Annotated in this window: 11 protein-coding genes; 10 read left to right on the forward strand and 1 reads right to left on the reverse strand. The window is 67.9% G+C overall.

Annotated elements, in window-relative coordinates; all coding sequences use genetic code 11:
* The 5 genes from VF106_RS09680 to VF106_RS09700 all read left to right on the forward strand — a co-directional run.
* On the forward strand, positions 1-857 hold an 857-nt coding region (locus VF106_RS09680; RefSeq protein ID WP_330839278.1), incomplete at its 5' end, for a branched-chain amino acid ABC transporter permease.
* A gap of 1 nt (position 858) precedes the next feature.
* Positions 859-1,920 (forward strand): branched-chain amino acid ABC transporter permease, encoded by a 1,062-nt coding sequence (locus tag VF106_RS09685; RefSeq protein ID WP_330839279.1) that lies wholly within the window; start codon positions 859-861, stop codon positions 1,918-1,920.
* Between the two features lie 21 nt (positions 1,921-1,941).
* Positions 1,942-3,117 carry an ABC transporter substrate-binding protein gene (locus VF106_RS09690; protein ID WP_330839280.1) on the forward strand — a complete coding sequence of 392 codons (1,176 nt, stop codon included), beginning with the start codon at positions 1,942-1,944 and terminating at the stop codon, positions 3,115-3,117.
* Positions 3,118-3,194: 77 nt separating this feature from the next.
* Positions 3,195-3,914, forward strand: coding sequence for an ABC transporter ATP-binding protein (locus VF106_RS09695; RefSeq protein WP_330839288.1), 720 nt, complete (start codon positions 3,195-3,197; stop codon positions 3,912-3,914).
* 14 nt (positions 3,915-3,928) lie between these two features.
* On the forward strand, positions 3,929-6,184 hold the full coding sequence (locus VF106_RS09700; RefSeq protein ID WP_330839281.1) for a DUF6351 family protein: 2,256 nt from the start codon (positions 3,929-3,931) through the stop codon (positions 6,182-6,184).
* A gap of 367 nt (positions 6,185-6,551) precedes the next feature.
* Here VF106_RS09700 and VF106_RS09705 read toward each other — a convergent pair whose 3' ends face one another.
* Positions 6,552-7,892 (reverse strand): MFS transporter, encoded by a 1,341-nt coding sequence (locus tag VF106_RS09705; RefSeq protein WP_330839282.1) that lies wholly within the window; start codon positions 7,890-7,892, stop codon positions 6,552-6,554.
* A 150-nt stretch (positions 7,893-8,042) separates the two neighbouring features.
* Between VF106_RS09705 and VF106_RS09710 the strand changes: the two genes are divergently transcribed.
* From VF106_RS09710 to VF106_RS09730, 5 genes are all read left to right on the forward strand, one after another.
* On the forward strand, positions 8,043-8,858 hold the full coding sequence (locus VF106_RS09710; RefSeq protein ID WP_330839283.1) for a LuxR C-terminal-related transcriptional regulator: 816 nt from the start codon (positions 8,043-8,045) through the stop codon (positions 8,856-8,858).
* A gap of 468 nt (positions 8,859-9,326) precedes the next feature.
* Positions 9,327-9,452: a hypothetical protein gene (locus VF106_RS09715; protein WP_330839284.1), complete on the forward strand. Its 126-nt coding sequence runs from the start codon at positions 9,327-9,329 to the stop codon at positions 9,450-9,452.
* 134 nt (positions 9,453-9,586) lie between these two features.
* Entirely contained in the window at positions 9,587-11,767 is a 2,181-nt protein-coding gene (locus VF106_RS09720) for an MBL fold metallo-hydrolase (protein ID WP_330839285.1), read from the forward strand.
* Positions 11,768-12,054: 287 nt separating this feature from the next.
* Positions 12,055-13,053: a Bug family tripartite tricarboxylate transporter substrate binding protein gene (locus VF106_RS09725; RefSeq protein ID WP_330839286.1), complete on the forward strand. Its 999-nt coding sequence runs from the start codon at positions 12,055-12,057 to the stop codon at positions 13,051-13,053.
* A gap of 336 nt (positions 13,054-13,389) precedes the next feature.
* Positions 13,390-14,393 (forward strand): IS256 family transposase (locus tag VF106_RS09730; protein WP_414638909.1); only part of this gene is annotated, 1,004 nt, incomplete at its 3' end.

Raw genomic sequence — 14,393 nt, forward strand, 5'->3', positions numbered from 1 at the left:
TGCAGTTGACGGTCTACGGTCTGGCCAACGGTGCGGTCCTGGCGCTGGCCGCGCTCGGCTTCGTGCTCATCTACAAGGCGACGAGCGTCATCAACTTCGCGCAGGGCGAGTTGCTGCTCGTCGGCGGCTACCTGTTCTACATCGCGTTCGTCCTGTTGCGACTGCCCTTCGCAGCCGCCGTGCTCGCCGGTGTGGCGGCGGCCGTCGTCCTCGGCGTCGCCATCGAGCGCCTGATCCTGCGGCCGCTGATCGGTGCGGACCCGATCGCGGTGATCATGGTGACGATCGGCCTGGCCGCGGTCCTCCAGGCCGTGGTGACGATGTTCTTCGGCACCACCCCGCGCGAAATGCCGAAAGTTCTCCCGGCCGGGACGGTCACCGTGGCGGATGCGGCGGTACCGCTCGACCGGCTTGTCGCGGTCGCGGTCGCGGCGGTGGTGCTCACCGCGTTCACCCTGTTCTTCCGGTGGTCACGGCACGGGGTCGCGATGCGAGCGGTCGCCGACGACCAACAGGCCGCCCTGGTCCAGGGCATCTCGGTGCGGAGGATCTTCGCACTCGCCTGGGCGTTCGCCGCTGTCAGCGCGTCGGCCGCGGGCATTCTGCTGGCCGACATCTCCGAGCTGAGCCAGAACCTGGGCACCTTCGGCCTGGTGGTCTTCCCGGTGGTCATTCTCGGCGGACTCGACTCGGTACCGGGCACCATCGTCGGGGGCGCCGTCATCGGCCTGGTCAGCCAGTACGCCGAGGGTTTGTCGGCCGGCGCCTCACAGGTGGTGCCCTACGTCGTGCTGGTGCTCATCCTCCTCGTGCGCCCGTACGGGCTGTTCGGACAGCGACGCATCGAGAGGGTCTGACATGGCCGCCACCGCTGCCGGCGTCTTCCACACCAGCTACGCCGCCGAACTGCGCCTGCGGCACACAACAGCCGAGCGCATGCGGCTGGTGTTCATCTTCGCCGGCCTGCTCGCCCTGCCGTGGCTGGTCGACACCTACTGGCTCGGCATCGTCAACACGATCGGCATCGCCGCGATCGGCGCCGTGGGCCTGAACATCCTGGTCGGGTTCACCGGTCAGATCTCGCTGGGCCAGGGCGGGTTCCTCGCCGTCGGCGCGTTCACCTCCGGGCTGCTGGTGCAGCGCGCCGGGCTGCCGATGCCGCTGGCCATGCTCGCCGCCGTGCTGGTGACCGCGGCGGTGGGCGCGTTCTTCGGTCTGCCGGCGCTGCGACTCAAAGGGCTCTACCTGGCCATCGCGACGATCGCCAGCCAGGAGATCATCATCTTCGTGGTCCGCCGGTGGGGCTGGCTCACCGGCGGGCAGGGCTTTCTCGACGTCGACCGGTTGACCATCTTCGGTTGGCGCGTGCCCCGTACCAGTTTCGAGTTCGTCTGGTACCTGATCATCGCCGGCCTCGCGGTGCTGGCCGTCGTCACCGCGAGGAACATCTTCCGCACCGCGCTGGGCCGCTCCTTCATGGGGGTGCGGGACCACGACATCGCGGCCTCCGCCATCGGCGTCGACCTGACTAGGACGAAACTGCTGGCCTTCGCCGTGTCGTCGGGCTACGTCGGGTTGGCCGGCGCTCTCACCGCCCACTACACCCAGACCGTCACCTGGGAACGGTTCACCATCGACGTCTCGATCCAGTATCTCGCCATGATCATCGTCGGCGGGCTGGGCAGCATCGCGGGTGCGGTCTACGGGGCTGCCTTCATCATGCTGCTGCCCCCGTTGCTCGCCGAGCTCGCCGATGCCCTCCGCACGTGGGTTCCCGTGCTCGCAGACCAGCTACCGGCCGTGCAGGCGGCCGCATTCGGACTGGTCATCGTCCTGTTCCTGCTGTTCGAGCCGCGCGGGCTGGACCGGATCTGGCGCCGTGTCAAGGACTACGTGCGGCTCTGGCCGTTCCGCTACTGAAGCCCACTAAGGAGTACCGCAATGCGCATACTCACGCTGGCCGCGGTCGCTACCGCGCTGCTCGCCGGATGCGGCGGCCCCACCGCCGGGGGTGGCGAGGACAACGAGGACATCGTCATCGGCGTCATCGCCGACCTGACCGGTGCCACCGCCGATGTCGGCAAGCCGTACAACGAGGGCATGCTGGCCTATGTCGACCACGTCAACGCCGAGGGCGGGGTCGACGGCCACAAGATCAGGGCGATCAGTGAGGACTACCAGTACAAGGTCCCCACCGCCGAGGAGAAGTACAAGAAGTTCGTCGCCGAGAACGCGGTGGCCATCCAGGGCTGGGGCACCGGCGACAGCGAGGCGCTGCGGAGCAAGGTCAAGGACGACGAGCTTCCGTTCATGTCGGCCTCGTACGCCGAGGTCCTCACCGACCCGCAGCAGTCGCCGTACAACTTCGTCGTGGCACCGACCTACTCCGACCAGCTGCGGGTCGCCATCGACCACATCGCCGCCCAGGACCCGGCAGCGCAGGTGGCGGTGCTCCACCACGACTCACCGTTCGGCACCGCCCCGCTGGCCGACGCCGAAAAGTGGATCAACGACAAGGGCTACCAGCTCGGCTTCAAGGCCTACCCCATGACGGCAGGCGCCACCGACTACGTCGGCATTCTCCAACAGGCCAAGGCACAGGGCGCCAAGTACGTGGTGATCCAGAACGTGTCCAGTCCGGCCGCGGTGGTGGCCAAGGACATCGCCGCCCAGAAGCTCGACATGACGGTCGTCTGCCTCAACTGGTGCGCCGACGAACTGTTCATGACGAACGCGGGGCCTGCCGCGGAGGGGCACCTGATGATCCAGCCGTTCGCGCCGCCCGGCATCGCCAAGCCCGGCCATCAGGCGATCCGCGAGTACTGCGAGGACAAGGGCATCGACCTCGACGCCAAGGGTCTGCACTTCGTCCAGGGCTGGTACACGATGCACGCGATGGTCAAGGGCATCGAGCACACCGTCGCCGACGGCAAGGAGCTGACCGGCCCCAACATCCGCGCCGGGCTGGAGACGATGCCGGCCGTGGACACCGGCGGCGTCATCGGGCCGATCAAGTTCTCCGCCGACAGTCACCGTGGTGCCACCTCATCGAGCATCTACGAGGTCTCGAGCGGCGAGTTCGCCGAGGTCGCCGCCGGCGTGGCACCGAAATCGTGACGAGCGGGCGCGACACGCTCCTCGCGGTCGACAACGTCGAGGTCGTCTACGACGAGGTGATCCTGGTGCTGCGCGGCATGTCGCTCGTGGTGCCGCGCGGTGAGGTGGTCGCCCTTCTCGGGTCCAACGGCGCGGGCAAGTCGACGACGCTCAAGGCGATCACCGGGCTGCTGCCGACCGAGCACGGCGCCGTCACCGAAGGCGCCGTGACCTTCGACGGCGTCGACGTCACCCGCGCCGAGCCGGCCGAGCGGGTACGCCGTGGCATCGCACTCGTGATGGAGGGCAGGCGGGTCTTCGAGCACCTCACCGTGCACGAGAATCTGGTCGCCGGCGGGTACACCCGCCGCGCCGCGGCCGACTTCGACCGGGTGTACGAGTTCCTGCCGCGGCTGGCCGTCCTGCGTGGACGGGTGGCCGGCTACCTGTCCGGCGGCGAGCAGCAGATGCTCGCCATCGGCCGGGCTCTCATGTCCGAGCCGCGGCTGCTGCTGCTCGACGAACCGTCGCTGGGCCTGGCGCCCCTGCTGGTGGACGAGGTGTTCGAGATCATCCGGCGGCTCAACACCGACCTCGGCCTGACCGCCCTGCTGGTCGAGCAGAACGCCCGCCGCGCCCTGGCGGCCGCCCACCGCGGCTATGTCATGGAATCCGGCCGGATAGTCCTCGCCGGAACCGCCGGCGAGCTGGCCGGCAACCCCGATGTCAAGGAGTTCTACCTCGGCCTGGGTGAGGCCGGGGGGCGGCGCAGCTACCGCGACGTCAAGCACTACAAGCGCCGTAAGCGCTGGCTGTAGGAGGTTCCGGAACCATGAAGTCCACCCTCGCTACCGTGGTGGCCGCGGCGACATGCGCGGTCATCGCCTTCACCCCGGCTGTCGCCGCAACCACGCCTGGCACGGCGTCAGGTGCTTCCCGGCACCTCGACCTCCAGGTGCTCGGCAACCGCGCCGACCTGGTCTCGGGCGGCGACGCACTGGTCGAGGTGCTGCTGCCGCCCGGTGCCGACCCGTCGCGACTGCGGATGGTGCTTACCACCGACCAAGGTTCGCGAGACGTGAGCGAGGCCTTCGCACGACGTGCCAACGGCCGCGTCCTGGGGCTGCTTGAGGGGCTGCCGGTCGGCCGGAGCCTGTTGAGCGCCAAGGTCTCCGGTCCGCGGCACGGTTCAGCGGCGGACCGGATCACGATCACCAACCACCCGAACGGCGGCCCCGTCTTCTCCGGCCCGCAGGTCGAGCCGTGGGTCTGCACAACGGACGCCAACGGCCTCGGACCCGCGCTGGACCCGCAGTGCAACGCCCAGCCCACCTATCAGTTCTTCTACCGGCGGACCAGCGGCGCATTCGCCCCCTACGACCCGGCCGCTCCACCACCGACGGACACCGCCACGACAACCACCGACCAGGGAGTCACCGTCCCGTACGTGATCCGGCAGGAGACCGGAACGCAGAACCGCGGCATCTACCGCACAGCGGTCCTGTTCGACCCGGCCCGGCCATGGACCGCCTGGGACTCCCAGAACGGCTGGAACCACAAGCTGTTCTATCCGTTCGGAGCCAACTGCAACACCTACCACCACCAGGGCGTCGCGCAGGATGTGCAGATCGACCGCGCCCTGTCACGCGGGTTCATGGTCGCGACCTCGTCGTTGAACGTCCTCGGCGGCAACTGCAACTCGGTCGTCTCCGCGGAGTCGGTGATGATGCTCAAGGAACACATCGTCGAGCACTACGGCGAGATCCGGTACACGTTCGCACAGGGGCGGTCCGGCGGGTCGATCCAGCAGCACGAGATCGCCAACGCCTACCCCGGCCTGCTGGACGGCATCCAGCCGAGCGCCAGCTACGAGGACATGTGGTCGGGTGCCCTGGCCGAGGTCGAGGACTGTCACCTCATGCGCCGGGTCTTCAGCACGGTCTCCCCCACCCTGTGGACCGACCCGGCGCGACGCGCCGCGGCGCAGGGCAACGCGGCGCCCGTCGCCCCGACCGACCTGACAGCCTGCGAAGCCTGGGACTCGTCCTTCGGCGACTTCCAGAACCCGGCCTTCACCCAACCGCCACCCGGGTCTCCGCTTCCGCCGTTCCTCCAGTCCTGCTTCCCGACGCCACTCACCGCCGAACAACAGGCACAGCTCTACCACCCGGACACCAACCCGGCCGGGTGCCGAAGCACCTACCAGGACTTCCTGGTAGCGGTCTTCGGCCAGCGGCCCCCCAGCCTGTGGACGCCGGCCGAGCGGGCCGCCGGGTTCGGCTTCGCCAAGCTGCCCTTCGACAACGTCGGCGTGCAGTACGGGCTGCGGGCCCTGACGGCGGGGACGATCACGCCGGAGCAGTTCGTCGACCTGAACGAGAACATCGGCGGGCTCGACATCGACCACAACTTCGTGCCACGCCGTAGCGTCGCCGACCCGGGCGCGGTCGCGACGGCGTACCGCAGCAGCGTCACCGAGGATGCCCGCCAGCTCGACAACGTCGCCATCATCGACCTGCGCGCCAACACCAACCTCAACAACATCCACACCGCCTTCCACAGCCACGCGACGCGGGAGCGGCTACGCAACGCGAACGGACACGCCGACAACCAGATCATCTGGACCTTCCCCGGACCCGACCACTCACCACCGGCCCCGATAGCGGACCAGGCGTTCCTGCTCATGGACCGCTGGCTGACCGCCGTCGAGGCCGACCCGAGCGACGCCCCACGCAGCGTCAAGATCCGCCGGCACAAACCAGCCGACGCGGTAGACGCCTGCTTCGTCAACGGGGTCAAGGTGACCGACCCCGACATCTGCCGGACAACGTTCCCGTTCTACGGCAACCCACGAATCGCAGCCGGCGCGCCACTCTCCAACGACGTGCTCAAATGTCGACTCACACCGCTCAACCAGCGCGACTACAACGTCGCCTTCACCCCCGAGCAGTGGACGAGGCTGCGAGAAGCGTTCCCGCACGGAGTGTGCGACTACCGCAAGCCCGGAGCCGACCGGCAGCCGTCGGTGCCCTGGCTGACCTACCGGAACGGACCGGGCGGCAGACCGCTCCCAGCCATGGCGTCGTGAGGGCACGAGAAGCCGGGCCGGGTGGCCGGTGCGTGTCTGATTCGCACTGGCCACCCCGGCACTCGCTACCGCATTCGGTACGGGATCACCATGTAAGTCCACCGTGCCGCTGTCGGCGACAGTGGCGCTCGCTCGCAATGACACCGCCCCCTTTGTGGCCGTGTCGATCGAGAAGTTCCCTCAGCGCCTTCGTGCTGAGGGAACGTTGTCGGATATGGACGTGGGCCCGAAGTGTGAAGTGGGTTATCCGCGCAGTTCCGGGAATTGGTCGTCGCGCCATTCGCGCGCGGTGGCGGTCGCGGGATCGTTCACCTCGCGGGCTCGCAACTCAACGCGGCGCAACTGGTCGCGGCTCGCGCGGTAGCGATCATGCGCGGTTGGCGTGGACAAGGTCGTCCCCTTCGGTGGTGTGCAGGGTGCCGCGTCCCGCGGTCTCGGCCAGCGCGCGGGTGCACAGGAAGCTGATCACCGCGGTCACCGAGAGCATCACGCCAATCGCGATGCTGCCGAAAGCGCTGGTCAGCTGTGGCGCGAGCAGCGGCGGCACCGCGCCGCCGAGGATGCCGGCGAGGTTGTAGCCCAGGCCCGCGCCGGTGTAGCGGTGGCGGGTGTGGAACAGCTCGGGCAGGAACGCGCCTGCAGGCCCGTAGGACACCGCGAAGATCGCCAGCGTCACGGTGATCCCGATACCGAAGGCCAGCGGCGAGCGGGTGTCGAGCAGCGGGAACAACAGCAGCGCCCACACCGCGCCGACGGCGCAGGACGTCATGATGACCCGCTTGCGCCCGACCCGGTCGGACAGGACGCCCGCCACGACGGTCACCACCCCGAACACCACGGCGGCGGCGATGCCGAGCACCAGCACCGTCGGCCTGCTCAGCCCGGCACCCTCCGGGTTGACGCCGTAGGCGGTCAGATACGCCGTGCCCATGTAGAAGAACGCGAACACCATCGTCAGCGAACCCGCTGACAGGAGCACCTCCTTGGGCTGGCTGACGAGGACCGCGAGGAACGGCGCGCGCTTGGCCGGCTGCCGGGTGGCCTGGGCCGCGCGGAACACCGGGGTCTCCTCGATCTTCAGCCGGACGTAGAGCCCGACGCCGATCAGCACGACGCTCAGCAGGAACGGGATGCGCCAGCCGTACTCCAGGAACGCCGAGTCCTTGTCGCCCATCACCAGGCCGGTGACCAGGAACGTCGCGCTCGTCAGGGCGAAGGCGATGGCCGGGCCGAGCTGGGGGAACGTCGCGTACCGGCCGCGCTCGCCCGGCGGGGCGTACTCCGCGGTGAGCAGGTTCGCCCCGGCCCACTCGCCGCCGACCGCGAAGCCCTGCATGAACCGCAGCACCACCAGCGCGATCGGCGCCGCGGCCCCGATCGTCGCCGCGCCCGGCAGGAGTCCGATGAGTACGGTCGCGATGCCCATCAGCAGCAGGGTCGAGATCAGCGTGCGCTTGCGACCGATCCGGTCGCCGTAGTGTCCGAACAGGACGGCGCCGACAGGCCTGGCGAAGAACGCCACAGCGAAGGTGGCGAAGGAGGCCACCGCGCCCGCCGCCGGTCCCAGTGCGGGAAAGAACACCGTCGGGAACACCAGGGCAGCCGCGGTGCCATAGATGAAGAAGTCGTAGAACTCGATCGTCGTGCCAACACAACTCGCGATCGCGATCCGGCGCATCTCCGCCGGTGTCGAGCCCTCAGTGGACATTCGCTGCCTCCTCGTCGAGCCCCCGTTCGGGTTAGGAAGGAGGGTGACGGCCCGTGCTCGTCGCCCACTACACCCGTACGGGGGTAGGCTCGTTCGCGGCGATCGAGTGACACTTGTCACCGCAGGGGGCTGGGACGAAGAGGAACGGCCGTGGTCGAAGATGACCTGACGCGGGACATGATCGAGAACCTGCTCGCCCGGCGGCTTCCGCTGCTGCGGCAGCTCACCGGGCTCCCGGTCGTGTTCGGCGGCGCGGTCCGCCACGCCGGCGTGGGCACCAGCCGCCTGGTCATCAACCAACTGTTCGGCACCCTGACACAGTCGCTGAACGGCCTGGTCGTGCCCGGCGGCCGCGGCCTCGGCGGCACGGCGATCGAGCGCGGCAGCCCGTTCCTGGTCAACGACTACGCCACCAACAAGGCCATCACCCATGACTACGACCGGATCGTGGTCGACCACGAGCGGCTGACCTCAATCTTCGCGTTCCCGATCAAGCTCAACGGCCAGGTCGGCGGCATCATCTACGGCGCCGTCCGCGGCGATGCCCCGATCGGCCAGGTCGCCCTGCGGCACGCGGGCGTCGTCGCCAAGAAGCTGGAGAACGAACTCGACAGCCTCATCCGCCGCCCCGCCCCGACCCAGCCGCCCGCGGTCAAAGCCGCGCTCTCCGACCTGACGGCGATCATCCGCACCACCGACGACCCCGGCCTGCGCGACAAGCTGGCCCGCATCCACCGGCAACTCGGCGGCGAACCCCTCGCCCCGGCCCCCGGCACCGTCCTCACCCCACGCGAGGTCGACGCGCTGCGCCTGGTCGCGGTCGGCGCCAGCAACGCCGAGGTCGCACAGCGGCTCGGCCTGAGCCCGGAGACCGTCAAGGCATATCTGCGCAGCGCGATGCGCAAGCTCGAAGTCCACAACCGCACCGCGGCCGTCCACGCCGCGAGGACCGCCGGCATCCTCTGACCCAACTGCACGAGGTACAGGCTAATTCCCCACGTGGTGCACACCAGCCTGGTGTTGCCGGTGCCGCGGCAGGCTCGGCACCGGCAACCAGTGCGGCGCCTACCGTGGGGGTAGCGACAGACGCCGGTCCTGTGGCCGACAACAGGTTGCGACAGGTTAAACCCGGTGCCGATCTCCGCGTCGGGGCTGGCCGTCCACGCCACCTCCGAGCCGACGACGAGCAAGGGCCATGGTGCGCCTCAACGCCGCGGTCCAGCGCCGCGAGCAGGTCCGCGTACTGCGCGTCGAGTCGGACGAGCGGGTGCACTCGCATGTTCACATCAAACACTTCCGCACTAACGGCTGCCACGACCGGAATTCCCCGGTCACGTTTGCGCCGTCACCCCCGTTCGGGTGTGCCACGGATCTCACCGGCCTGTCAGGGTCCAGGTCCAGTGACTCTCATCGCTGTGAGGAACGAGGCCCGCCATGCCCGATGTGACGATCGAGCACGACGTGCCGGCCACGATGCGCGACGGCGTCGTGCTGCGGGCCGACATCTACCGGCCGACGACCGGCGCGCCGTGGCCGGTGCTGCATACATGTGCGGTATGAAGCGATGCCGATACGGCCTTGGACGGGGCTGATCTTGGGCACTTGCGCTCGGGCTGCCCCCGTTCGCACCGGTACGGCGAATCCCAGGCGACACAGAGTTGTGAGTCTTGTTCCGACAGTTGAGGAGCACACGCATGGGCGCGACCATTGACCGTCGTTCGCTACTACGGGCAGGAGCCGTGCTGGCAGGTAGCGGTGCTGTCGCGGTCACCGGTCACGCGGCCGCCGACGCTCAGCCCGCTCGGGAGACCGGTGCACCCCGAGTGTCGATCGGGTTCGTCGTCGGCCGCGCGACGATCAGCGAGGGCGGCGGGTCGGTCAGAGTCGAGGTCCCCGTGCTCAGCGAGGGGCGAAGCATCACCGTTGTCACGGAGCCGGTGAGTGTGGCCGACGCGGAGGTCATCGCCGGGTCCGTGTCGGAAGGTAGGTTGGTGGACTTCCTGACGTCCGGGCGTGAGGTCGTGGTCGCCGCCGAGCCGGGTGAGACGTTACACACCGCGCTGGCCAAAGGTTCGAGTCCCGTCTTCGTCACGCGGAAATACGGGCCGGAACTGGCGCGGCGGAACAGTATGCCCGGTGCGATGGTGGCGGCGGGATGGGTCTACGCCAAGGGCCGCCGCACGATCACGGTCGGCGACGGGCGCGTGGTCACCGAGGACATCAGCGGCAGAGCGCTTCCCCGGCCCGTCAAGCGGTATGAGGAGACCTACGAGCTGGCCGAGGATGTCGAGGTCTACGAGGTCAACACGCAGGACTGGGGCGCGTCGACCCCGTCGTCCTTCGATGCGGTCCCGGTAACCCGCGACCACGCCTACAGCACCAGGGACCGTCAGGCGGTGTTCGTCGTCTTCGACCGCGACTTCCGCCAGGCGTCGGCGGCACGAGTGCGGCAGATCTTCTACTTCACCCCGCAGGACGTGGCCGACGGCAAACCGGTGTGGGACGTGCCGACGCAGAGCGCCCTCCTCGCGGACAAGGGCGTTGATCCCGTCTCAGGTCGGCCTTACATCGACATCGTGGCCACCGGGGTGACGGCCGCGCCGTACACGCGCAGCACCGAGCCGTTCGAGATCGTGCCCGACACCTTCTACTGCGTCGGGGACAACGAGGTGTCGCTCTACCTCTTCCGTTGCGACATGGGCACCGGCTCGCGCCGTGACGACCGGCTGGTCCTCCTGGACACCGGCTGGCCGAACAGCGGCTACCAGTACTGGAAGAACATCGAGGCGGTCGGCTTCGACCCCCGGGACATCGACCACATCCTGATGCCGCACGGGCATATGGACCACTACGGAACGACCGTCGAACTGGTCACCATGATCGAGAACGCCGGTGGCCGGGTCGAGCTCATCTCGCCGAGGGAGGACGTCCTCGGCATCGAGAAGGACGCCGTCGGCAACACATGGACCCTGCCGGGTGATCTGCCCGGCGATCAGGTGTTGATCCGTGAACGCACCCGGTTCTTCGAGTACGACAGGTGGCTGGACTTCGGCAACGTCCGGATCAAGCCGCTGTGGACCCCGGGGCACACGGCTGGCACGACCTCGTTCGTCTTCGCGGTGCGACACCCCGGCACCGGCAGGCGGCTGACCTTCGGCTACATGGGCGGCTACGGCTGGAACAACGGAACACCCACCGCCACGAACGGCTGGCGCAGGCTCGGTTTCGCCCACAACCTGGCCTGGCTGCAGCAGACCGTGGACGTCGACTTCGTCACCGGGCAACACGCCAACCAGTACCCGGTCATCGAGGTCTACCAGGCGCTCAAGGCGTACAACAACGACCCCGCGAACCGCGGGCGCCGGATGACCATGCTCGACGCCCTGTCACGCGACGAATGGATCAACTACCTGGAGAAGCGGTACCAGGTGTCAAGCCGAAGCATCGAAGCCCTCGGCCCGTTCAAGCCCGGGCGTGCGGCCGGAGCGCGGGCCGTGCGCGTCAGGCTCGTCGACGGCGGCCGGGTCCTTCACGGCTTCCAGAAGGCGCAGAACGCCAACCCGCGGCTACCGCTGCTGGAGGACGGGATCGTGATCGGGGTCGACAGCTTCGTGCACGACCCCGAGGGGTGGTACATCCAGTTCGAACTCAAGGTCCTTGACTCCTACGGCGGCTATCTGCCCGGGGTGGGGCCGGTCGAGTCGATCCGCCCCGAAGCGACCGAGATACTGCGAACGCAACGCTTCGCCTCCCAGGCGGAGGCCGAGGCGGTGGCCCGCACCGTCCGCGCCGACGGGACATATCGCGTCGACCTGACCTCCGCGAGCACGATTGTCGTTCCAGAGGACGGATCGCCGGTTTTCCGGACCGGCTAGAAGGCTCGGGCTGGCGCCGTCAATGCACCGAATGCGTCGTTCAGTGCGATGCGCGCACCAGACGCGTCGTTCGATGCACGAGGGCGCTGCCCGTCCGAGTTGATCTAGCCCAGTAGTACCAGTTTGCGCCTTCCCGACACTCACAACGAGTTGACGAACGGCACCCACGCGCGATGCACGAAAGGTATCAATCCATGCTTCAAGGGATTTGGACAAGCATCACCCCAGATCCTTACGCTCCCCGCAATCAGCCTTCCCAGCCGAACGTCTCAAAGGAGAGCAACGTCATGACCAGGAAAATGGTGGTGAGCGGTCTCGGGCTCGCGCTCGCTCTGTCCGTCTCCGGCTGCGGCAGCAACCTCGGGGGCGGAAGCTCCGACAGCGGCGGGGACTTCCCCGGCGGCGACCCGATCACCATCTACGTCGGCGCCGACCCGGGCGGCAGCACCGACCTCATCGCACGCGCCCTCGCCGAGCCCGTCTCCGACGACCTCGGCGTCGCCGTCACCGTCGAGAACAAGCCCGGCGCGAACGGCGCCCTGGCGGCCAAGGAGCTCGCCGGCAAGAAGGCCGACGGCCACACCATCATGGTCTTCAACGGCAGCCTCGCGTTCATCACGCCGCTGGCCGTGCCCGAGGACGAGGCCGTCGACATCGCCAACTACGAGATCATCACCGGCGTCTCCCAGGACGACTACGTGCTGGTGACCTCGCCGTCATCGGGCCTGAAGACGGTCGAGGACATCAAGGCGGCCGGTAGGACGATCAAGTACGGCACCACCGGCGTCGGCACCGGCAGCGAGCTGTCCTCGGCACTGCTATTCGGGCAAGCCAGCATCCCGGCGACGGCCGTGCCGTTCGACGGCGGCAACCCGACGCTGACCGCCGTGCTCGGCGGCCAGGTCGACGTCGGCGCCATCCAGCTCGGCGAGGCGGTCGAGCAGATCGAGGCCGGCAAGCTGACGCCGATCGTGACGTTCGCGCAGGAGCGGCCGTCGTACCTGCCGGACACCCCGACCGCTCTCGAGGCCGGCTACGACACCCCCGTGCAGCAGTCCCGGGCGATCTTCGCGCCGAAGGGCACGCCCAAGGAGGTCCTCGACAAGCTGCGGGCGTCGTTCCAGAAGGGCTTCGGCACCGACGCGTACAAGACGTTCAACACCGACAACCAGCTCACCCCGAACGAGGTCGACGGCGAGACGCTGCGCACCCAGTGGACGGACAACCTCGACAAGTACAAGAAGTTGGTCGACCAGTACAGCATCAAGCTGGGTGAGCAGCAGTGACCCTGCCCCACGGCACGTTGGACACGGCGACCGGTTTCGGACCGTAATATGGCCCGCAAGGCCCGCGATGTTCCTGGCGGTGCCCAACAGAAAACTCAGCCCCAAGGGCCAACGCGAACAACGCGCTCTTCTGCCGCATAGCGATGAAGCGGACTTCAGCGCCGCTGTCAAGTGCACCTGGAAGTCCTCGCCAACTATACCTGGACACTCCACAAAGACTCCTGCTCTCTTCGCCCCTCAGCCGTCATCTATGGCTGGAGGTGGGACTGTTTCAAGATCGGTGTTTCCGGCCCGACACGCCGGGCCGAAGGTCCGGTGGGATGGGCACTGTGAGTGATGACATCTGATGTTGTGAGTCCACGCAAGAGTGACAAGCCGGCGCGGGAGCTGTCGCCGGAACAGGCGGCCGCGGCGGCGATGGTGGCCGAGGCCAAGGCTCGAGGGCTGGCGTTGACCGGCCCTGACGGTCTGCTGAAGCTGTTCACCAAGAACGTGCTGGAAACCGCGCTCAACGAAGAGATGACCGAGCACCTCGGCCACGAGAAGAACCAGGCAGAACCGGGTCGGGAGTCATCGAACGTGCGCAACGGGAGCCGGTCGAAGACGGTGGTCTCGGACGCGGCCGGCGAGGTTGAGATCAACGTTCCGCGGGATCGGGAAAGCACGTTCGAACCGCAGATCGTGAAAAAGCGGCAACGCCGGCTCACGGATGTGGACGAGATCGTGTTGTCGCTGTATGCGAAAGGGATGACCACCGGGGAGATCTCGGCGCATTTCGCCGAGATATATGGCGCCTCGGTCAGCAAAGAGACAATCTCCCGGATCACCGACAAAGTCGTCGCGGAAATGAATGAGTGGGCGAACCGTCCACTCGACGCTGTCTACGCGGCGGTGTTCGTCGACGCGATCATGGTGAAGGCGCGGGACGGCCAGGTCGCCAACCGGCCCGTCTACGCCGCTATCGGGGTCACCGTGGACGGCCGCAAGGACGTCCTGGGCTTGTGGATGGGCTCAGGCGGCGAGGGCGCGAAGTTCTGGCTGAGCGTGCTGATCGACCTGAAGAACCGCGGCGTCCGTGACGTGTTCTTCCTCGTCTGCGACGGTCTCAAAGGCCTCCCCGAAGTCGTCGTCAACGTGTGGCCGCAAACTATTGTTCAGACCTGCATTGTTCATTTGATCCGGAACACATTCCGGTTGGTTGCCCGTCAGGATTGGGACGCGGTGAAGCGGGACATCAAACCCATCTACACCGCACCCAATCCCGACGCCGCCCTCATCGCACTTGACGAACTCGAGGAGAAGTGGAGCAAGAAATACGGAGCGATGATCCGACTCTGGCG

It is taken from the genome of Actinophytocola sp., from assembly GCF_036378875.1.
Lineage (GTDB): Bacteria > Actinomycetota > Actinomycetes > Mycobacteriales > Pseudonocardiaceae > Actinophytocola.